At 56.0% G+C, this 20,659-nt stretch carries 18 protein-coding genes; 7 read left to right on the forward strand and 11 right to left on the reverse strand.

Annotation, left to right across the window (positions count from 1 at the left end; all coding sequences use genetic code 11):
• Positions 1–191: 191 nt before the first annotated feature.
• Both adk and G5574_RS18620 read left to right on the forward strand, forming a co-directional pair.
• Complete coding sequence (adk, locus tag G5574_RS18615) at positions 192–836, forward strand: adenylate kinase (RefSeq protein ID WP_033738701.1); 645 nt, start codon at positions 192–194, stop codon at positions 834–836.
• A gap of 368 nt (positions 837–1,204) precedes the next feature.
• Positions 1,205–2,506: an inosine/guanosine kinase gene (locus G5574_RS18620; protein WP_164483026.1), complete on the forward strand. Its 1,302-nt coding sequence runs from the start codon at positions 1,205–1,207 to the stop codon at positions 2,504–2,506.
• A gap of 67 nt (positions 2,507–2,573) precedes the next feature.
• Here G5574_RS18620 and ybaL read toward each other — a convergent pair whose 3' ends face one another.
• A complete protein-coding gene (gene ybaL, locus G5574_RS18625; RefSeq protein WP_039338468.1) occupies positions 2,574–4,268 on the reverse strand; it encodes a YbaL family putative K(+) efflux transporter in 1,695 nt (564 codons plus the stop codon).
• A 716-nt stretch (positions 4,269–4,984) separates the two neighbouring features.
• Between ybaL and ushA the strand changes: the two genes are divergently transcribed.
• Positions 4,985–6,751 carry a bifunctional UDP-sugar hydrolase/5'-nucleotidase UshA gene (ushA, locus tag G5574_RS18630; protein ID WP_164483027.1) on the forward strand — a complete coding sequence of 589 codons (1,767 nt, stop codon included), beginning with the start codon at positions 4,985–4,987 and terminating at the stop codon, positions 6,749–6,751.
• 36 nt (positions 6,752–6,787) lie between these two features.
• Here ushA and G5574_RS18635 read toward each other — a convergent pair whose 3' ends face one another.
• Positions 6,788–7,219 carry a multidrug/biocide efflux PACE transporter gene (locus G5574_RS18635; RefSeq protein WP_039338466.1) on the reverse strand — a complete coding sequence of 144 codons (432 nt, stop codon included), beginning with the start codon at positions 7,217–7,219 and terminating at the stop codon, positions 6,788–6,790.
• Between the two features lie 86 nt (positions 7,220–7,305).
• On the opposite strand from G5574_RS18635, the gene G5574_RS18640 reads away from it, so the two are divergent.
• A complete protein-coding gene (locus tag G5574_RS18640) occupies positions 7,306–8,175 on the forward strand; it encodes a LysR family transcriptional regulator (RefSeq protein ID WP_033738707.1) in 870 nt (289 codons plus the stop codon).
• Here the strand turns inward: G5574_RS18640 and ybaK are convergent.
• The 4 genes from ybaK to G5574_RS18660 all read right to left on the reverse strand — a co-directional run bounded on the left by ybaK (position 8,172) and on the right by G5574_RS18660 (position 12,985).
• Positions 8,172–8,651, reverse strand: a complete 480-nt coding sequence (gene ybaK, locus G5574_RS18645) for a Cys-tRNA(Pro)/Cys-tRNA(Cys) deacylase YbaK (RefSeq protein ID WP_164483028.1) — start codon at positions 8,649–8,651, stop codon at positions 8,172–8,174. The two genes, G5574_RS18640 and ybaK, sit on opposite strands and share 4 nt — an antisense overlap.
• A 183-nt stretch (positions 8,652–8,834) precedes the next feature.
• On the reverse strand, positions 8,835–9,638 hold the full coding sequence (locus tag G5574_RS18650) for a TraB/GumN family protein (protein WP_006117911.1): 804 nt from the start codon (positions 9,636–9,638) through the stop codon (positions 8,835–8,837).
• Between the two features lie 67 nt (positions 9,639–9,705).
• The gene (gene copA / locus G5574_RS18655) at positions 9,706–12,222 is read right to left on the reverse strand and encodes a copper-exporting P-type ATPase CopA (RefSeq protein WP_164483029.1); all 2,517 of its coding nucleotides are present in this window, start codon (positions 12,220–12,222) and stop codon (positions 9,706–9,708) included.
• A 430-nt stretch (positions 12,223–12,652) separates the two neighbouring features.
• On the reverse strand, positions 12,653–12,985 hold the full coding sequence (locus G5574_RS18660; protein ID WP_033738713.1) for a seryl-tRNA synthetase class IIa: 333 nt from the start codon (positions 12,983–12,985) through the stop codon (positions 12,653–12,655).
• A gap of 399 nt (positions 12,986–13,384) precedes the next feature.
• Between G5574_RS18660 and cueR the strand changes: the two genes are divergently transcribed.
• On the forward strand, positions 13,385–13,801 hold the full coding sequence (cueR, locus tag G5574_RS18665; protein WP_006117867.1) for a Cu(I)-responsive transcriptional regulator: 417 nt from the start codon (positions 13,385–13,387) through the stop codon (positions 13,799–13,801).
• Here the strand turns inward: cueR and G5574_RS18670 are convergent.
• From G5574_RS18670 to tesA, 5 genes are all read right to left on the reverse strand, one after another.
• The gene (locus tag G5574_RS18670; RefSeq protein ID WP_164483030.1) at positions 13,777–14,235 is read right to left on the reverse strand and encodes an NfeD family protein; all 459 of its coding nucleotides are present in this window, start codon (positions 14,233–14,235) and stop codon (positions 13,777–13,779) included. The genes cueR and G5574_RS18670 overlap by 25 nt on opposite strands.
• Positions 14,235–15,149, reverse strand: a complete 915-nt coding sequence (locus G5574_RS18675) for an SPFH domain-containing protein (protein WP_164483031.1) — start codon at positions 15,147–15,149, stop codon at positions 14,235–14,237. Before G5574_RS18675 ends, G5574_RS18670 begins: the two co-directional genes overlap by 1 nt.
• A gap of 58 nt (positions 15,150–15,207) precedes the next feature.
• Positions 15,208–16,065 carry a co-chaperone YbbN gene (locus tag G5574_RS18680; RefSeq protein WP_033738717.1) on the reverse strand — a complete coding sequence of 286 codons (858 nt, stop codon included), beginning with the start codon at positions 16,063–16,065 and terminating at the stop codon, positions 15,208–15,210.
• A gap of 79 nt (positions 16,066–16,144) precedes the next feature.
• Positions 16,145–16,918, reverse strand: a complete 774-nt coding sequence (locus G5574_RS18685) for an SDR family oxidoreductase (RefSeq protein ID WP_033738720.1) — start codon at positions 16,916–16,918, stop codon at positions 16,145–16,147.
• A gap of 20 nt (positions 16,919–16,938) precedes the next feature.
• Positions 16,939–17,562, reverse strand: a complete 624-nt coding sequence (gene tesA, locus G5574_RS18690; RefSeq protein WP_174250603.1) for a multifunctional acyl-CoA thioesterase I/protease I/lysophospholipase L1 — start codon at positions 17,560–17,562, stop codon at positions 16,939–16,941.
• Here tesA and ybbA point away from each other — a divergent pair.
• Positions 17,530–18,216: a putative ABC transporter ATP-binding protein YbbA gene (gene ybbA / locus G5574_RS18695; protein ID WP_058701138.1), complete on the forward strand. Its 687-nt coding sequence runs from the start codon at positions 17,530–17,532 to the stop codon at positions 18,214–18,216. The two genes, tesA and ybbA, sit on opposite strands and share 33 nt — an antisense overlap.
• Positions 18,213–20,630 (forward strand): putative ABC transporter permease subunit YbbP, encoded by a 2,418-nt coding sequence (ybbP, locus tag G5574_RS18700; protein WP_164483259.1) that lies wholly within the window; start codon positions 18,213–18,215, stop codon positions 20,628–20,630. The genes ybbA and ybbP overlap by 4 nt, the downstream gene beginning before the upstream one ends.
• Positions 20,631–20,659: the final 29 nt, after the last annotated feature.

Genomic DNA, 20,659 nt, shown 5'->3' on the forward strand with positions numbered 1-20,659 from the left:
CCTTAAAAGCCCCATTGCACCCGCTACCAGTCCGAAAATGCCTTTTCACTGACATCGCTCACTGCGATCGCTGGCTAAAGTCAGTACACTGATCTGCGTTGATCCGCCCCTTCCTTGTGGTGCGCGGATCATAATGGTATGTTCTTCCGCTTCTCAGATTCATCAATGCGATTCGCAAGGGGATTTACGCAATGCGTATTATTCTGCTCGGAGCTCCGGGCGCAGGTAAGGGGACTCAAGCCCAATTCATCATGGAGAAATACGGCATTCCGCAGATCTCCACTGGCGACATGTTGCGTGCAGCGGTTAAAGCGGGCACCGAACTGGGCAACCAGGCGAAAGCCATTATGGATGCCGGCAAGCTGGTTACTGATGAGCTGGTGATTGCGCTGGTTAAAGAGCGCATCGCCCAGGAAGATTGCAAAAACGGTTTCCTGCTTGATGGTTTCCCACGCACCATTCCTCAGGCTGACGCAATGAAAGAAGCCGGTATCAAAGTGGACTATGTGCTGGAGTTCGCTGTGCCGGATGAACTGATCGTTGAACGCATCGTCGGTCGCCGTGTTCATGCGCCATCAGGCCGTGTTTACCATGTCAAATTCAATCCACCGAAGGTGGAAGGCAAGGATGACGTGACCGGTGAAGAGCTGACCACGCGTAAAGACGATCAGGAAGAAACGGTGCGCAAACGTCTGGTGGAATACCATCAGCTAACCGCACCGCTGATTGCTTACTACAGCAAAGAAGCCGAAGCGGGTAACACTGAGTACCACAAAATCGACGGCACACGTAATGTGTCCGACGTGAGTGCAGAGCTGGCTAAAATTCTGGGCTAAGCAGAGAGGGGCCGGCACGACTGGCCCCTTTTGCTGTAGTGAATCTACCCATACTTTCCTGCGTTTTCCTTCTTCGTTGTCCTCTGAACGCCAGCCGCGCTTGTCGCAGACCGTTTTCTGGCCCTTGCTGCCTGACAGGTACGGAACCGCATTACTGTCGTGCTGCATCCTCCTACAGGCTGTCATGAACCTGCAGGCGCCACGTCCCGGCGTTCATCAGATGGCCTGCCAGTAATATACGCTGATACGTCAGATGCGCCGGAGTCTGGCAGGGCGGGATGGGCGAGCTACGGATTCGCGCGCAGCGTTAAAGTCGTCGCAGAGAATATGATATGCTTCTCTGCCTGTTTTTCCTCACGGCAGTCACCATGAAATTTCCCGGCAAACGTAAATCCAAACACTATTTTCCCGTCAGCGCGCGCGATCCCCTTCTCCAGTCCTCGTCATTCGATAACGAAGACGGCAGTTGGGTAGTGGGCATCGATCAGACGTTGGTCGATATCGAAGCGAAAGTCGATGACGCCTTTCTGGTCCGCTATGGTCTGAGTGCCGGCCATTCGCTGGTCATTGACGATGCCGTGGCAGAAGCGCTGTACGCTGAACTGATGCGTGACGAACTGATTACTCACCAGTTCGCAGGCGGCACGATTGGCAACACGCTGCACAATTTCTCCGTGCTGGCGGACGACCGTTCCGTATTGCTGGGCGTGATGTGCAATAACATTCAGATTGGCGGTTATGCGTATCGTTACCTTTGTAATACGTCGAGCCGCATGGATCTTAACTATCTTCAGGGTGTGGACGGAGCGATTGGCCGCTGTTTCACCCTGATCGGCGATCAGGGCGATCGGACCTTTGCGATTAGCCCTGGCCAGATGAACCAGCTCAAAGCGGAAAGTGTGCCTGAGGACGTAATTGCGGGCTCTTCCGCGCTGGTTCTGACCTCGTATCTGGTGCGTTGCAAAGACGGTGAACCGATGCCACAGGCGACGCTGCAGGCTATCGAGTATGCAAAGCGCCACAACGTGCCGGTGGTGCTGACGTTAGGCACGAAACACGTGATAGGTGACAATCCTCAGTTCTGGCGTGATTTCCTGCGTGACCACGTGTCGATTGTGGCGATGAACGAAGAAGAGGCGCTGGCGCTGACGGGCGAGGCCGACCCGTTACTGGCCTCGGACAGGGCGCTGGAGTGGGTGGATCTGGTGCTGTGCACGGCAGGGCCGACCGGTTTATATATGGCGGGCTATACCGAAGACGAATTTAAGCGTAAAACCAACCATCCTTTGTTACCGGGCGCGATTGCTGAATTCAACCAGTACGAATTCAGTCGCGCAATGCGTAAACAGGATTGTCAGCAGCCGTTACGCACTTTCTCGCACATCGCGCCCTACATGGGCGGCCCGGAGAAGATCATGAATACCAATGGAGCAGGGGACGGCGCGCTGGCAGCGTTGCTGCATGACATTACGGCGAATAACTACCATCGCCGCAACGTACCTAACTCCAGTAAACATGCGCGTGCTTATCTGACCTATTCGTCGCTGGCGCAGGTCTGCAAATATGCTAACCGGGTCAGCTATCAGGTCCTGAATCAGCATTCGCCCCGACTGACGCGCGGTTTGCCTGAGCGTGAAGACAGTTTGGAAGAGTCCTACTGGGATCGTTAAGGCCGACAAGTCAGACGCCCCGCTGAATCTCTGAGAGTTCAGCGGGGCGACAGCCGTTTGGGATGGATTAGTGCTGACCTTCGCTGACGGTTTTTTCTTCCTGCAGCGTTAGCTTTTCCTGTAACTTCTGAATAATACTGGCGGCAATTTCCCGCTCACCCATAACGACGTGGTTTGCACCGCGCTCCAGAATATACTCCACTTCATCGTCATAATGGGCATGCACGATAATATCGATATCAGCCTGCTTCTGTCGTGCTGCCGTCACAATTTCGCCTACCTCGTAGCCGTTAGGGATAGTGACTAACAGCCAGCTGGCACAGTCCACCCGGGCCAGCGCCAGGGTATTGGCGCGGGCGGCATTCGCCAGCACCGCTCTGATCCCCTGATCCCGTAAGGCTTTTACGCGCGGGATGGAGCTTTCTACCACCACCACCGGAATATTCAGTTTGATCAGTTGCTCACACAGCAGGTTGCCGACGCGACCATAGCCAACGATGACGGCATGGTTGCAGACATCCACAGGAATCTCTTGTTCTTCTTCCAACGCTTCTTCCAGCGTCTGCTGCTCCATCGTTTCATTTTTGGCGAGGTAACGCCCCAGCAGCGTAAACAGAACCGGATTGAGCATGATAGAAAGGATAGCGGCCGCCAGGACCAGATTTCGGCCCTCTTCATCAAGCAGGCCAAGTGAAATGCCCAGACCGGCAAGAATAAAGGCAAACTCGCCGATTTGCGCCAGACTCACCGAGATGGTCATCGCTGTCCGACGCGAATGACCCAGCAGCGAAACCAACAGCCAGGCGGCGGCGGATTTGCCGATGACGACAATCACCAACGCACCCAGCACGGCCAGCGGCTCTTTCACCATGATCATGGGATCAAATAACATGCCGACAGAGACAAAGAACAGCACTGCAAAAGCATCCCGTAACGGCAACGTGTCACGGGCAGCGCGCTGACTTAACTCCGATTCATTCAGCACCATTCCGGCAAAGAACGCACCCAGCGCAAAAGACACGTCGAAGAACTCGACGGCGCCAAATGCGATGCCCAGCGCCAGCGCCAGGACAGACAGCGTAAACAGCTCGCGTGAACCCGTGGCCGCACTTTTCGCCAGAATCCAGGGGACCGCACGGCGGCCTACCACCATCATCAGCACCATAAAGGCGGCAACTTTGCCGATGGTCCAGAGCAGATCCCAGATTACCAGGCTGGCGCTGGCGTTGCCCTGTTCCATCATGCCCGCAATGGCGGGCAGCAAGACCAGCGTAAGCACCATCACCAGGTCTTCGACAATTAACCAGCCGATAGCAATTTGACCGCGCTGGCTTTCAATCAGCTGCCGTTCTTCTAACGCACGCAGCAACACCACGGTACTGGCGGTAGAAAGACACAAGCCAAACACCAGGCCGGTCATCCACGACCAACCCATCGCCCACGACATCAGCATTCCCAGCAAGGTGGCTACCGCGATCTGTGCAATCGCGCCGGGAATGGCTATCCGCTTTACCGACATCAGGTCCTTCAGTGAAAAGTGCAGACCGACGCCAAACATCAGCAGAATCACGCCCAGTTCGGCCAGTTCCGGCGCCAGATTCGTGTCTGCCACAAAGCCGGGTGTAAAAGGGCCAGCCATAACGCCAGCAACAAGGTAACCCACCAGCGGAGAAATTCGTAACCGGTTAGCCAGCATACCAAGGAGGAAAGCCAGAACCAGTGCCCCGACAATAGTGGTGATCAGCGGTGTGGTGTGATGCATGCCTGTCTCCTTGGATGTAAATGTATCCGGTTGTAACAAATGAGTTTAATGCATATCAGGCGGCATCGCTGAATAATTTGTGGGATTATCAAAAGAAATTAGGGAAATACGCGAAAAGCGCAAGATGAAGGCTGTTTTTCTCACTTATCGCGGTTATGGGTCGATACAACGGTCTGTTGCGTACGGTCAGGAAGGAGTTTATTCATTCTAAATGACACAAGCGTGACGATAATGAGGTGAAAATGTGTTGGTAACAGCCTACAACCGCACTCAGGCAGCGATTTGCCTGCTCCCTTTGCTTCGTTGGCCTCTGTGCGTCGGAGCGGCCGGATAGGCGGCTGACCTGATGGCATGAAAGCGGATGATAAAAAAGCAAACAAATCAGTCTGTTATTTAGCATTGGCTCAGCCAGCCTTGTCTGCGCGCGCGAAGGCCATCTTGACGAAATGCACTGTTAAAAACAGAGTAATACATAAATTTAACACAGGGCGAATCACACCAGCGAAAGTAGCTAAAAATTAACAAGCTGATCGTTCCTTTTGCTTAACATTGCGCCTTCATGCATAACAGTGATGACGAAATCAGACCCTGTCCTGCGCTGAACAACCTGCGATAATGACCGGACGACGCGCGATAAACTTGAGTTAGCACAGGGAATGTGCGACACAGAAGGGCGCTGACGATCGGCAAGAATCATTATTCAAAGGAGAGAGGCTGTGGTGTTATCTCGATGGGCGGGTGCGGGTCTGACCGGAGCGATGTTGCTCTCATCACTGTTTACTCAGGCCGCCGTGCCTGACCGGAGTTACCGTTTCAGCATTTTGCACACCAACGATCTGCACGGCCATTTCTGGTTTGATGAGCAGGGCGAGTACGGTCTGGCGGCACAAAAAACATTAATAGATACCGCACGCTACGATATTCAGGCCAAAGGCGGTGGTGCACTGATTTTGTCGGCCGGAGATGTCAACACTGGCGTGCCGGAATCGGATGTCCTGGATGCCGAACCTGATATTCGTGGCATGAACCTGATTGGTTACGATGCCATGACGCTGGGCAACCATGAATTCGATAAACCCCTCGCCGTGCTGCGGAAACAGGAAAAATGGGCAAAATTCCCTTTTCTGGCCGCGAATGTTTATCAAAAAAGCACAGGTAAACGTCTGTTTAAGCCCTGGGCGATGTTCCGGCGCATGGGGCTGAAGATTGCGGTTATCGGGTTAATCACGCCGGATACCGCCCGCCTGACCAACCCTGAACAGTTAACGGATATCGAATTCCGTGACCCGGTAGCCGAAGCCGTAAAGGTTGTGTCTGAACTACGCGCCAAAGAAAAACCGGATGTGATCGTGGCGCTGGCCCATCTTGGTCATTATGACGACGGCAAACACGGCAGTAACGGGATTGATGATGTGACGCTGGCGCGCAGGTTGCCTGCGGGCACCCTCAATATGATCGTAGGGGGGCATTCGCATGACGCGGTCTGTATGGAAAAAGAGAATGTGAGCCGCAAAGATTACCAGCCGGGTCAGCCCTGTCAGCCTGACCGGCAAAATGGCGTCTGGATTATGCAGGCGGAAAAGTGGGGAAAATATGTCGGACGTGGCGATTTTACCTACCGCAATGGCGAGGTTACCCTGGCGTCGTATCAGCTCATCCCGGTTAATCTCAAACATAAAATCAAAAATCTCGATGGCAGCGAATCCTGGCTGACCTGGCAGGAAGAGATCCCCAAAAACACGGCTATGATGAAATTACTGACGCCGTTTCAAAAACGCACTGAAGCGACGTTGCAGGTGAATGTCGGGCGCGTCAACGGGGTGTTTTCCGGCGAAAAAGAAACCGTGCGCGTTCAGCAAAGCAGCCTCGGGCAGCTCATCCTGCGGGCGCAGATGGCCGCGACCCAGGCCGACTTCGCCGTGATGAGCGGCGGCGGAATTCGGGCCTCGCTCAAACCAGGGCCCGTAGCGTGGCGCGATTTGCTCCAGGTCCAACCCTTTGCCAATCAGGTCGTTTCCGTCACGCTGAGTGGGGCGGAAATTAAACGCTATCTGGCGGTGGTGGCGAATATCGAACCGGGTTCAGGCGGTTATGCCCAGTTTGCAAATGTCAGTCTGACCGCGAATGGCAGCGGCGTGAGTAAAGTCACGATCAACGGACAGCCGCTGGATGACACCAAAACTTATCGGATGGCGACTAACAGCTTCAATGCGGCAGGCGGCGATGGCTATCCCCGTATTGATTCACTTCCGGGTTATGTCAACAGTGGCAACGTTGACGCCGTGGTGCTGCGTGACTGGGTCAGTAAACATTCGCCGCTGAATGCCAGCGACTACGTGCCTCGCGATAAGGTGATTTACCAGACGGCAACGGCCCAGGATACATTGAAAGACGCGAAAGAAACGGTGCCCGCGCGTCGTTATCCCAAAATGATTTTGGCATGGATACAACACTGGAACGGGGAACGTGCAGCACCGCGTTAAATCACCGGGGAGGCGCTTCGTCTCCCCAGTGCCTTGTCAGGCGCGGCAGGCCTTACGGTTGAACCAGTGCGACCGCAGTTTATCCCACACCAGGTTATAGACGAAGGTGTAGGGCAGAAAGAACAGAAAAAACGCCACTTCGATCATAAAGGCCTGCCATAACGAAATCTCCAGCATCCAGGCGGCCAGCGGAAGCCCTATCAGGATAAAGCCGCCCTCAAATCCCAGAGCATGCAGCACACGAACCCACGCACTGCGTTTCTGACGAGGCGGATACCAGCGATCAAACACGCTGTTGTACATCATATTCCAGAGCATCGCGACCGTGGACAACATGATGGCCAGTGCGCCCATCTGAAACAGCGGTTTATCCATCATCCAGGCTGCCAGCGGGGCAATGGTGAGGATGGCCAGACCTTCAAACAGGCTGGCATGTAAGATGCGCTCGGTGAGTGAACGGGTTTGCATGTCAGTCTCCTTAGTTCAGGTGCCTATTTTCCCATGGCATCATGCTAAGATAAAATGATCATCTATCGATAAAAGCGATGGTTCACATGCGTTACTCTCCTGAATCCCTGGAAGCCTTTGTGCAAACGGTAGCCAGTGGCTCGTTTTCTGCCGCCGCGCGCGCCTTAAACAAAAGCCAGTCCACCATCAGCGTGGCTGTGGTTAACCTGGAAGACGATCTGGGTTTTGCCTTATTTGACCGGCGCGGTCGTCAGCCGCAACTGACCGAACAAGGGCGACGCGTCTTACCGCAGGTTCAGCAGATTCTTGCCGCCAGTGAGCGACTGGATGCGCTGGCAACGCGCCTGTCCGAGGGAATCGAACCACGGCTCAGCGTGGCGGTATCTGACTTCTGGCAAACGCACTACCATCAGCGCCTGCTCAGGCAATTTGACAGGCGCTATCCGGAGGTGGAGCTGGAAGGCATTGCCGCAGAAGATGACGATGTCGTCGAACTGTTGCAAACCGGGCGCGCGCAGATCGGCGTGATTCGTGCCCAGCCGACGCTCCCGGCTGACATCGCGGTCGCCCGCCTGCAGGTCGATGCTGAGTTAGGGATTTACCTGCACCGGGATCATCCTCTGGCGCAGGAAGCGACGGTGAATGAAAGCCAGCTTGAACCCCTTCGTCACCTTCGTCTCAATACCTGGACCGAACGCCGCGCCCCCACTTTTCAGGGCAGGGCCTGGTCTGCTCAGACATATTATGTGCTGCTTGAGATGGCGGAACAGGGCTTTGGCTGGAGCATTTTGCCGCGCTGGCTGGTGAAACAGTTTGGACATGGTGTCTTAAAGGAATTGCCTGTCGCCGGGTGGCCGCAGCGCATCGCCGTAGAAGTGGTCTGGTCGCGCCGCCATCCGCCCGGCCCGGCCGGGCGCTGGATGATTGATGAACTCTGCGCTCTGCAACCGGCTTAATCGCGTCGGGCAATGTCTGCCAGCGGGGCATCCAGAAGACGGGACAAATCCTGCGGGCTGAGTTCAATATCCAGTCCGCGTTTACCGCCAGAAATGAACAGCGTGGCAAAGTCGTTGGCTGAGTGGTCAATCACCGTCGGCAGACGCTTTTTTTGCCCCAGCGGACTGATGCCGCCGATCAGATAACCCGTAATCCGCTGCGCCAGCAGGGGCTCGGCCATCTCCGCTTTTTTTGCCCCGAGAGCCTTAGCCACCTTTTTGAGATCAAGCTGCGTTGCCACGGGCGTCACCGCCACGGCCAGCTGCTTTGCATCGCCGTTCAGCGCTACAAGCAACGTTTTATAGACCTGGCGGGCGTCCAGGTTAAGCTTACGTACCGCTTCATCGCCAAAATGCGTTTCGCTTGCGTCATGCTCATAAGGGTGCAGTGTGAAGCTGACTTTTTGTTTTTGCAACAGTTTTACCGCAGGCGTCATAATGGCCTCTGATTCAGAAAAATCTTATTACGTTTTATTGAAAGATAAATGTGGCGAAATAATGTGCTTTAGGCGAGAATTGCCACGCGCCAGCAACTGGGTTGTTGAGCGATAACTAAAATCATTAACACATTCCTCTTTGAAGAGCCGATATGACTGTCGGCTCTCTTTTTTTATCCCTGATTACTCCGCCCGTAGCAGGGCTGGCAGATTGTTCTCGCCATATAAATGCAGTGCGCCGACGGCCACCACATAACGTCCCGCGGGCAACGTTTGTAATCGCCCGCGCCACTCACGGTTGCGCTGGCTAATCAGCGTGTCATTGAGCGTCTGACTGAACGTCGCCGGTAAGGCGATTTGCGGTTCGCGGGGCGGGCTTTCCAGCCACCAGCTCACCATCGTCTGCAACATACGCGCGTTGGTGTGCCAGTGCGTCAGCGTATCCTGCAGCAGCGCCATACCGTTATCGGGCAGCGACTTTAACAGGGTGATTTGCGCGTCTGCGCCCTCCAGCTCAATCACGGGTTTTTGCAGTGAACGTGCCGCCTGAAGCAACTGATAATCAATGCCGTAATCCGGGCGCAATCCCAGCCGCTGGGCCTGACGGGCCTGCAGCATCAACGCAATTTGCCAGGCCGGTGACGTATCAAACTGCGTCAGGGACAAACCGGTCTCATTGCATAACGCGTCCAGCTTCGCCAGCGTGCCTTCATCCATACGCACCGACAGCGGCGGGCATACTTCGGTGTCATCAAATGGCGAACCGCCCTGGGTAATATCCGCTTCCACTACGAGGGCATCGGCATTTTGCAACTGTTGTAGCAGCCGCACTGGCAGAGGCTGCATATCGCGCGTGCCCATATGAATGCTTCCCACCAGATGAAACTGGCATGCTCCTGACCGGATATCGACGGCCGGCCACCGGTAGCTGGTGGGAAAAAGGGGCGCCATCCAGTTACGCAAACGTTGCCAAAGGCTCGCAGTCATTCCCTGTCCTTACTGTGTTAAAGACACCATGCTAGCGGGATCCGGCGGCGAAAAACAGAGGCGGCCGTTAAGGCTTTTTGCGCGGTGTGAAGCGCAGTAGCCGGTTAGCATTGCTGACGACGGTAATCGATGAGAGTGCCATCGCCGCGCCGGCAACAATCGGGCTGAGTAACAACCCCGTGAAGGGATAGAGCACGCCCGCAGCCAGCGGAATACCGATAATGTTGTAGATAAAGGCACCAAACAGGTTCTGACGGATATTCCTGAGTGTGGCGGATGCAATCGCTAAGGCATCTGCCACGCCATGCAGGTCGTCACGTAGCAACGTTATCGATGCGCTTTCCACCGCCACATCACTGCCGCCGCCCATGGCTATGCCGACATCCGCCTGGGACAGCGCGGGTGCATCATTAATCCCATCGCCGATCATGGCGACCTGACGGCCTTGCTGCTGCAACTGGCTGATCGCATCGGCTTTACCTTCCGGCAAAACACCCGCAATCACTTCATCCATGCCCACGTCATCAGCAATAGCGCGGGCGGTATTCTCATGGTCCCCGGTCAGCATAATCAACCGGTAACCTGCCTGATGCAGCCGTTGCAGCGCTTCACCCGCCTCCGGCCGCAGAGTATCACGCAGGCTAATCAGGCCAGTAAGCTTCCCGTCTTCAGCCAGTAAAACCGGCGTTGCGCCCTGGTGGGTTAGTCTCTCCGTTTCTTCCTGTGCCGCCTGGCAATCCACACCGTGCTCGCTTAACAGGCTGACATTACCCAGGACAAGTTGTCTGCCGTTAAGAATGCCACTCACCCCTTTGCCGCGTATTGTACGAAATTGCGAAATCTCAGGCTTCTCGCCAGCGCCGGCCTCTGCCACGATAGCTTTCGCCAGTGGATGCCCTGACGCCTGTTCCAGTGCCGCAGCGGCAGAGAGCACGGCATCGCGGGTGCTGCCCTGCCAGGTGATAACCTCGGTGACCTGCGGGGCACCTTGGGTAAGCGTGCCCGTTTTATCAAACACCAGCGTGTCGATATGACTTGCGCGTTGCAATGCATCGGCATCCCGCACCAGCACACCGTATTCAGCAGCGCGTCCGGTGCCCGCGATAATCGACATCGGTGTTGCCAGACCCAGCGCACAGGGACAGGCGATGATCATGACGGTGGTGGCCACAACCAGCGCATAGGCCAGTTGGGGCTGTGGACCCACCAGGTACCAAATCAGCGCACTCAGCAAGGCAATAACCACGACCACCGGTACGAAGACCGCAGAGATACGATCCGCCAGACGGCCAACCTCAGGTTTGCTGCTCTGCGCTTTACGTACCAGCTGAATAATTCGTGCCAGCGCGGTATTGCCGCCAGTCGCCTGCGCAATAAAGCGAACGGTCCCGTCCTGCACCAGCGTACCGGCAAACAGGCGATCGCCCTGTGTTTTGGATTGGGGAGCCGCTTCGCCAGTCAGCATTGCTTCGTCACACCAGGCTTCGCCTGACTGAACCTCGCCGTCTACGGGGATACGATCGCCTGCGACCAGTCGCAGGATCATACCGGGCTCTACCGCGCTGACGGGCATAAGCGTCTCACCTTGTTCCGTGATGACATTGGCCTGTGCGGGCGTAAGATCCAGCAGCCGCTCCAGGGCGCGTGAGGCACGCTGGCGCGCGCGTTGTTCAAGCGCATGGCCCAGATTGATCAGGCCCAGAATCATCACGCTGGCTTCAAAATAGAGATGACGCGCCTGCGGCGGGAAAAAGTCAGGCCAGACGACCACGCTGAAGGAGTAACTCCAGGCGGCCGCCGTTCCCAGCGCCACCAGCGTATCCATGGTGGCGCTGCGGTTAAGGAGACTGCGCCAGGCGCTGCGGTAGAAATGGCCACCCGCCCCGATCATTACCAGCAGGGTGAGCATCCCGAGGACCAGCCAGGTGGTTCTGTTCGCGGCAGTGAGCATCATATTGTCGCCCATCATGCTCCATACCATCAGCGGTACGCCCAGCAGCAGCGCGACGCCCGCCTGCCAGCTAAAGCGACGCAGTGCGCGACGGGCGCTGGTTTGCTGCTTTTCACGTCGTTGCTGCTCGTCGTCAACCACTTCCGCACCGTAACCGGCCGCATCCACGGCAGCGACCAGCTGCTGTGGCTCAACATGACCCATAACCAGCGCGCTTCGCTCGGCAAGATTAACGCGTGCCTGCTGTACACCGGCAACCTGTTCAAGGGCTTTTTCAACCCGGCTGACGCAACTGGCACAGCTCATGCCGTCAATAAGCAGGACGTGAGCAGGCAATGCTTCGGTTGCCGGCAGAGAAGAGGACTCCGTTGTCAGCGCCTCCGGCGGCGGCTCTGATGCTGTCAACGGCTCAGGCTTTGGGCGCGCGCCTTCAGGTTTCAGCGTTGCATGATAGCCCGCCTGTTCGACAGTGGCGATGAGCGAAGTGACCTCGGCGCTGCCAGAAATGCTGGCTTCCTGTTGGGTGACCTCGGCCTGTTCAACATCGTCGCGCTGCTCAAGCGCCTCTTTTACGCGTTTAACGCAATGGCCGCAGGATAATCCTTCCAGTGCCAGGATAACCGTATTTGACATCGTTGACTCCTTGGTTGGTGTGGCGGAGTGAGTAGTCAGAAGTGACTGTGACTAAGGATAAACCTTCCATCAAGGGGAAGGTCAAATACAGGCTGTTAAAAGGGACAGAATGCCAGAATGGGTGGGTAAAAAATGTGCAGCCCGTGTCGCGGGTGGGGGTGGAAAAGCAAAAGCCCCGGGTTATCCGCGGGGCTTTTATGCATCGTTTCGGCGTCAGACGAGCTGTGTAACAACTAACCCGAATCGGATTATCTGAGCGGCGAGCCTTTGCCGGGGTTGCGCAGCAGGGCGCCTTCAGGGCCTGTCCGCTTCACTGTCAGACTTAATCGTTAATGATGGTCACGATACAGGGTTTTTTACGCGTTATCGCGGGGTGACGCACTGGCGCATTTAACGCAAAAAATACTGTACAACACCGCTGTGACGTCCATCATCCCTTCGGTCTTGTGAAGAGGACCAGTATGCCCAGAATAATGTCGCCAATCACCCAAATGCCGCCAATAGCCATGACACCTAAACCGGCACCGATCGCAGCACCCGCTCTTTCCGCATCAGAAGCCGCGTTGTTGACCACCTCGCCGCTTCCACTTAATCCGGCAACAAGGCAGTAGATCATGAGAATGTTGAACAGGATGAAAGCCCATTTGATGACTTTGCCAAAGAACGAACGGCGTGGTTTTCTGAGCTGTTTGGCACATGACGGACAACGTAATGCTGAATCACTTACTTCCTTATGACACTCAGGGCAGCTGACTAAAGCCATAATCACTCCTTAATTTATGTGATTAACAGTTACAAATGTGCGGCATTTTATAAGATTTTTACGCATTGACAAGATTTATATGGCTGTTTTTATGGCTTTGATTTAAGTGCCGTGCTTGTGCACGGGCAGCCTGGGGCAGAGGAAGAGCTGCCAACGTAAGCAACATAAGGGAAACAGGAATCAACGCGCGGCCCCTGAAGCCTGACGATGAGCAGGCTCAGACCTCAGAAACGGGATGATGTGCGCTATAGTTTCTCAGGAAAGCGGGTCAACATAGTGAAGTGAAACCAGGGTGATAAGGCAGAGGCTAAACAGGTAAACTGAGTATTAAGCCAGCAGCGTGCGAACGTTGTTTTCATCATCCCGCTAACTGTTAAGGGGAAGGGCAGGGAATCCATTATGAATATTAGTGCCGTAGCGAAAAAGACCGGACTGACCAGCAAGGCTATTCGTTTTTATGAGGAGAAGGGCGTCGTGACGCCCCCGTTGCGCGGGGATAATGGTTACCGGCATTACAATACGCATCATCTTGATGAGCTGAATCTGCTGCGCCAGGCGCGCCAGGTTGGTTTTACGCTGGATGAATGCCGCGAACTGGTTGCGCTGTTTAACGATCCTGAACGTCACAGCGCCGATGTGAAGGCGCGTACGCTGCAAAAAGCCGATGAGATTGCTGCGCATATTGAAGAGTTGCACGCCATGCGCGCACGTTTGCTGGCGCTGGCGGCAGCCTGTCCGGGCAACGACAGTGCAGACTGCCCCATCATTAATGACCTGGCAGGTTGCTGCCGTCAGGCTGACGGCAAACGTGGCTGAATACGTAGCGTGATGCCTTCAACGGCCACGATGACCACTTCGGTTCCGGCAGGCAAATTGTGTTCGGCCTGAACGCGCCAGCTGCTGTCACCGATGCGCACATGTCCGATACCGTTTTGCAGCGTCTGTTCCAGCGTCAGGTGTAAACCAATCATCTGGCTGCCGCGCTGATTCAGTGAACTGGGCTGCTGCTGACGTTCGCGGTAGCGCAGCCAGCGAGACCATAAAAATACGCTGACCAGTGTGAACAGGGCAAACAGCATCCCTTGTGCGGCCCAGTTCATGGGGAGAAACCAGACTACAAGGCCAACCTGCATCGCGGCCAGCCCGCTCCAGAGCAGATAACCACTGGTACCCAGCATCTCAGCCGCCAGCAGTAAGCCGCCCAGCGTCAGCCAGAATCCGTGCGGATGCGCCACAATTTCGCTGAGCATCAGCGCGTTGACTCGCTACGGGTTTCTTTTAACAACTCACTGATACCGCCAACGGCGCCCATCAGGCTGCTGGCATCCAGCGGCATCATCACCACTTTACTGTTGCTGGATTCGCCAATTTTTTGCAGCGCGTCGGTATATTTCTGCGCCACAAAGTAGTTCACGGCCTGGATATTGCCTGAGGCAATGGCGTCCGACACCATTTTTGTCGCACGGGCTTCCGCTTCGGCCTGGCGCTCACGCGCTTCTGCCTGAAGGAAAGCTGACGTTCTTTCCCCTTCCGCTTTCAAAATCTGGGCCTGTTTCTCTCCCTCCGCGCGCAAAATCTCTGCCTGACGCACGCCCTCCGCCGTTAAAATATCGGCACGTTTGGTACGTTCGGCCTTCATTTGCGCATTCATAGCACCGATCAGCTCCTGCGGCAGCCGGACATCGCGGATTTCGATACGGGTGATTTTTACGCCCCAGGGATTGGTGGCTTCATCCAGAATATGCAGCAGGCGCGTATTAATGCTGTCACGCTGGGACAGCATCTCGTCAAGTTCCATGCTGCCCAGCACGGTGCGCATATTGGTCATAGTGAGATTGAGGATAGCCAGTTCAAGATTACTGACTTCATAGGCAGCCCGTGCCGGATCGATAGCCTGAACAAAACAGACGGCGTCGATGGTCACGTTCGCATTATCTTTGGAGATGATCTCCTGGGAGGGAATATCCAGCACCCGTTCCATCATGTTGATCTTATGCCCGATACGATCCATGAAAGGCACGACCAGACTCAGGCCGGGCTGCAGTGTACGGGTATAACGACCAAAGCGTTCAACTGTCCACTGGTAACCTTGCGGCACAATTTTCACGCCGGACCAGACAATGACCAGTGCGACCAGAATAAGAACGGGAATAACCGTGAACATATAACCTCCGGGTTGTCAGCGTGACGGGCCAAGTCGTTCGGCCCGTTTTCTGCTTATCTCAGTAAAGCAGGGAGTAAAGCTGGCGGCGGTAGCGCGCAGCGAGGGCGTCGCCGGTGCCTAATGCAGCCAGAATCTCCTGCAACATTTTACGCGCCTGGCCATCTGCAGCATTCAAATCGCGCTTGATAAAGCTGAAGAGCAGTTCCAGCGCTTCTTCATTGCGTCCGACCTGATGCAGCTGAAGCGACAGTTTGGTTGCCAGTTCGGCGTTTTCCGGATCACTTTCCAGCTGCGACTGCAACTGCTGAATTTCTGGCGTGTCAGCGGCCTGTTTCAGCAGGTCGATCTGCGCGACCAGGCTTTGATAACGGGTGTCCTGATCCTGCAGGGGAACAGCCTTTAAGACGGTTTCAGCTTCGTCGCTACGATTTAACGTAATCAGCACTTCTGCCAGCAGAAAGCCGATTTCGCTGTCTTTATTACTGAGCTGCCAGGCGTCTTTCAGCAGCGGCAGCGCGTCCAGCGGTTTGCCTTCCTGCATCAGCGCCATCGCCTGTTGGGCTTTTAGCTCTTCTTCGCGCGGCAGCACTTTTTCCAGCAGGGCGCGCACGGCCTCTTCTGGCTGCGGCCCCTGGAAGCCATCGACGGGCTGGCCATTCTGGAACAGGTAAACCGTGGGAATGGAGCGTAACCCAAACTGTGAGGCAACCCGTTGTTCCTTGTCACAATCCAGTCTGGCAAGAATAAACTGGCCTGCATATTCCTGCGCCAGGCGTTCCAGCAGTGGCGTCAGTTCCTGACAGTGTTGGCTGCGATCCGACCAAAAGTAGAACAGCACCGGAATCTGCATTGACTGCTCAAGGGTCTGATGCAGGTTGGATTCGTTAATGTCGATAATCGAAGCGTGTGGTGACATGACTAAGTCTCTTTGCAGAAAATGTTTAAAGAATATGGGGCCGACCGACCCGGCTTCAAGTTGTATTCGCGGATTCGCCTCACTGACTGCGAATTATGCGATCCAGTATCCAGCCAGGCAGCAGACGTTTCAACAGGCTCATGATATGCGCGACCAGCGTCACCGGATAACGCAGGCGAGGATGGTTGCTCTCCAGTGCGTGGCGCAGTTTGGGTAAAATGGCCTCAGGTGGTAATGTAAAACGTGCCGCAAGGCCCGGATTTTGCACCGGATTATCCTGCTCACCCTGAGTAACATTATCCGTGAAGCGGGTATGAATGGGGCCCGGTTCGATTAAACTGACACGCACGCCACTGGTATGCAGTTCCATACGTAACGCGTCGCTCCAGGCTTCCAGCGCGTATTTACTGGCCGCATAAGCGCCACGGCCCGGCGTCGAAATAATGCCCAGCACCGAGCTGGTATTAATGATTCGGGCATTGCCCCAGGCCTTTAAGGCCGGGAGCAGGCGCAGGGTGAGCTGATGAGTGCCGAACACATTGCTGGAAAACTGCTTTTCCAGTTGCTGGCGCGTCAGGGTATTTAAGGGACCATAGGTGCCAAATCCCGCATTGTTAAACAGCGCAAACAGTCGGCCATGCGTCAGCGCCAGTACCCTGTCGGCAGCGCGATCAACGCTGTCAGGATCGTCCAGATCCAGCTGCAGCCCTGTGAATCCCAGGCTGTCCATCCGTGCGACATCGTCGGCTTTACGACAGGCTGCGATGACGTGATAGCCGCGTGCCAGCAGATCTTTGGCGGCGACCAGACCAATCCCGCTGGAGCAGCCCGTTATCAAAATGGTTTTTTGCATGCGTTACCTTTTTTGCACAACTACTGCTTAACTAAGGGAGCCAGCTCTTTTGCCATCAGGTCGGCGATAAACGGTTGGGCATCAGGATTGGGGTGAATCCCATCCTGCTGCATCCATTCCGGTTTCAAATAAACCTGCTCCATAAAAAAGGGCACTAAAGCAATGTCGTACTGTTTTGCCAGTTGCGGATAAATATCGCGGAAGGCATCAGTATAACGGCGGCCATAGTTCGCGGGTAAACGTATCTGCATCAGAATCGGTTTTGCCTTTGCGGCTTTCACCTGATCGATGATGGTGCCCAGCGTTTGCGCCACGTCTTTGGGAGGAAAGCCGCGCAGACCGTCATTACCGCCCAGTTCGATTAACACCCACTGCGGCTGATGTTGTTTTAATAGGGCAGGTAAGCGTGCCAGCCCTTGTGCGGCGGTATCGCCACTGATACTGGCATTCACGACGCTGGGCTGCTGCTGCCACTGTTTATTCAGCAGGCTGGGCCAGGCCTGACTGGCTGACATTTGATAGCCTGCGCTCAGGCTGTCACCCAGCACCAGCAACGTATCGGCCGCAGCAAGACGGGACACCAACAGACAGCACAATAACAGGAAAGGATAATGCCAGCGGAAAACATTCTTGAAGTTCATCATCTTACTAAGTCCGTGGGTCAGGGAGAGCATCAGTTAACCATCCTTACTGGAGTTGAGTTAGTTGTCAAACCAGCAGAAACGATAGCCCTGATTGGCGAGTCAGGATCCGGTAAATCTACCTTGCTGGGCATTCTGGCCGGGCTGGATGACGGCAGCGAAGGTGAAGTGCATCTGTTGGGGCAGCCGTTACATCACATGAACGAAGAACAGCGTGCCGCGTTGCGCGCGAAGCAGGTCGGGTTCGTGTTCCAGTCATTTATGCTGGTGCCCACGCTCAACGCGCTGGAAAACGTCCAGTTACCTGCACTGCTGCGCGGTGAGAGCGATCGGCAGAGCCGCGATCAGGCGCGCGATCTCCTGACGCAGTTAGGCCTGGCCGGGCGTTTACAGCATCTGCCTGCGCAGTTATCCGGCGGCGAACAACAACGCGTTGCGCTGGCGCGGGCGTTCAGCGGCCGTCCGGGGCTGCTGTTTGCCGATGAACCCACAGGCAATCTGGATCGCCACACCGGCGATCGCATTGCCGACCTGTTATTTTCCCTCAATCGCGATTTTGCCACGACGTTAATTCTGGTTACCCACGATGCGCAGCTGGCGGCGCGTTGTGACCGCCGTTTGCGTCTGCGCGAGGGAAAATTATGGGAGGAAAAATGATCTGGCGGTGGTTCTGGCGTGAGTGGCGCTCGCCCTCATTATTGATCGTCTGGCTGGCGTTAACGCTGGCTGTCGCCTGTGTGCTGGCGCTGGGATCGATTAGCGATCGCATGGAAAAGGGGCTGAGCCAGCAGAGCCGGGATTTTATGGCAGGCGATCGCACGTTGCGCAGCAGCACGGCGGCGCCGGCGGCATGGCTGGATAAAGCCCGCGAAACGGGGTTATTAGTCAGCCGACAGTTAAGCTTTATGACCATGACTTTTGCCGGTCAGACACCGCAGTTGGCTGCGGTGAAAGCCGTAGAAAACACTTATCCGATGTTTGGTGAGCTGAAAACGCAGCCGCCAGGCCTGAAGCCCCAGCCCGGTACCGCGCTGGCCGCGCCGCGTTTAATGGCACTGCTTAATCTGCACGTCGGCGATGAACTGGATGTGGGCGATACCACGCTACGTATTACGGGTGAGATTATCCAGGAGCCAGATGGCGGTTTTAATCCGTTTGAGATGGCCCCGCGTTTACTGATTAACCTGGCTGACGCGGATAAAACCGGTGCCATCCAGCCCGGCAGTCGCCTCACCTGGCGCTATAAATTCGCAGGCAAGCCTCAGCAACTGGACACGTATGACCGCTGGATAACGCCACAGATTAAAACCGGGCAGCGCTGGATCAGTATTGAAAATTCGGAAGACGCGCTGGGCCGCTCCATGCAGCGTGCCCAGCAGTTTTTGCTGTTATCTGCTCTGTTAACGCTGATGCTCGACATTGCCGCGGTGGCGGTCGCCATGAGTCACTACTGCCGCAGCCGCTACGATCTGGTGGCCGTGCTGAAAACGCTGGGTGCCACGCGCGGCGCGTTACAACGATTGATCATCGGTCAGTGGCTGGCGGTGTTGCTGCTGGCCGCCCTGGCCGGTGGCGCAGTCGGTCAGGTGGTTGAAGCCATCCTGATGGCGATGTTGAAACCGGTGCTGCCGGCGTCTCTGCCAGCGGCCAGCCTGTGGCCGTGGGTGTGGGCAATCGGTTCGCTGTTTATGATTTCCCTGCTGGTGGGATTACGTCCTTACCGCTTGCTGCTGGCGACACAGCCGTTACGCGTGTTGCGACGCGATGCCGTTGCCGCCGTCTGGCCGCTGAAAATCTATCTGCCCGCGATGGGCTTACTGGTGGTGGCGCTGCTGGCGGTACTGGTCGGCGGCAGCAAAATGCTCTGGGCACTGCTGGCGGGCGTGATGGTGCTGGCAGGGCTGCTGGCCCTGCTCGGCTGGGGCACATTACTGCTTCTGCGTCGTTTGTCCGTACGTAATCTGGCGCTGCGGCTTGCCATTAATCGTTTACTGCGTCAGCCTGCTATGACGCTGAGTCAGCTTGCCGCCTTTTCCCTGTCGTTTATGTTACTGGCGTTGCTGCTGGTGATGCGGGGTGATCTGCTGGATCGCTGGCAGCAGCAGTTGCCCGCAGACAGCCCGAACTTTTTCCTGCTCAACATCACGGCGGAGCAGATTCCGCAGGTGCGTGAGTTTCTGCAGTCGCATCAGGTTAAACCTGAAACCTTTTACCCGATTGCGCGCATGCGCCTGAGTGAGATTAACGGTCAGCCTGCCGATCCCGCACGGGACAACGCGCTGAACCGCGAACTGAATCTGACTGCGCTGGCAACGCTTCCCGATCATAATCCGCTTGTCGCGGGGAGCTGGCCGCCGAAAGCCGGAGAAGTGTCCATGGAGGTGGCGCTGGCCGATCGCCTGGGGGTAAAACCGGGCGACAGTTTGACCTTTGAGGGCGATACGCAGCGGTTCAGCGCCAAAATCACCAGTCTGCGAAAAGTGGACTGGGAAAGCCTGCGCCCCAATTTCTTCTTTATTTTTCCCCCCGGCGCGCTGGACAGCCAGCCGCTGACCTGGCTGACCAGTTTCCGTCTGGACAACCGTGCCGCATTACTGGCGCAGCTTAACCGCACATTTCCCACGCTGAGTCTGCTGGATATCGGCAGTATCCTGCGTCAGATTGGACAGGTTCTGACCCAGGTCAGCCAGGCACTGGAAATCATGGTAGTGCTGGTCACGGCCTGCGGTGTATTGCTGCTCATGGCGCAGATTCAGGTGGGGATGCGCCAGCGCCGACAGGAGCTGGTCGTCTATCGCACGCTGGGCGCGGGCAAACGTCTGCTGCGCACTACGTTGTGGTGTGAATTTGCGCTGATTGGCGTCGTCTCGGGCATTGCGGCGGCGCTCGGTGCTGAGGCCGCACTCTGGGCATTGCAGCGTAAAATCTTTGATTTTCCGTGGCAACCCGACTGGACATTGTGGCTGGCCTTACCGCTGGGCGGCGCGCTCTTACTGTCGCTCTGTGGTGGCTGGCTGGGCGTGCGTTTGTTGAAAGGCAATGCGTTGTTCAGGACGTTTGACGCGACGTAAAACCGACCGGGCGCGATGATACTGCGCCC

Source organism: Pantoea stewartii, assembly GCF_011044475.1.
Lineage (GTDB): Bacteria > Pseudomonadota > Gammaproteobacteria > Enterobacterales > Enterobacteriaceae > Pantoea > Pantoea stewartii.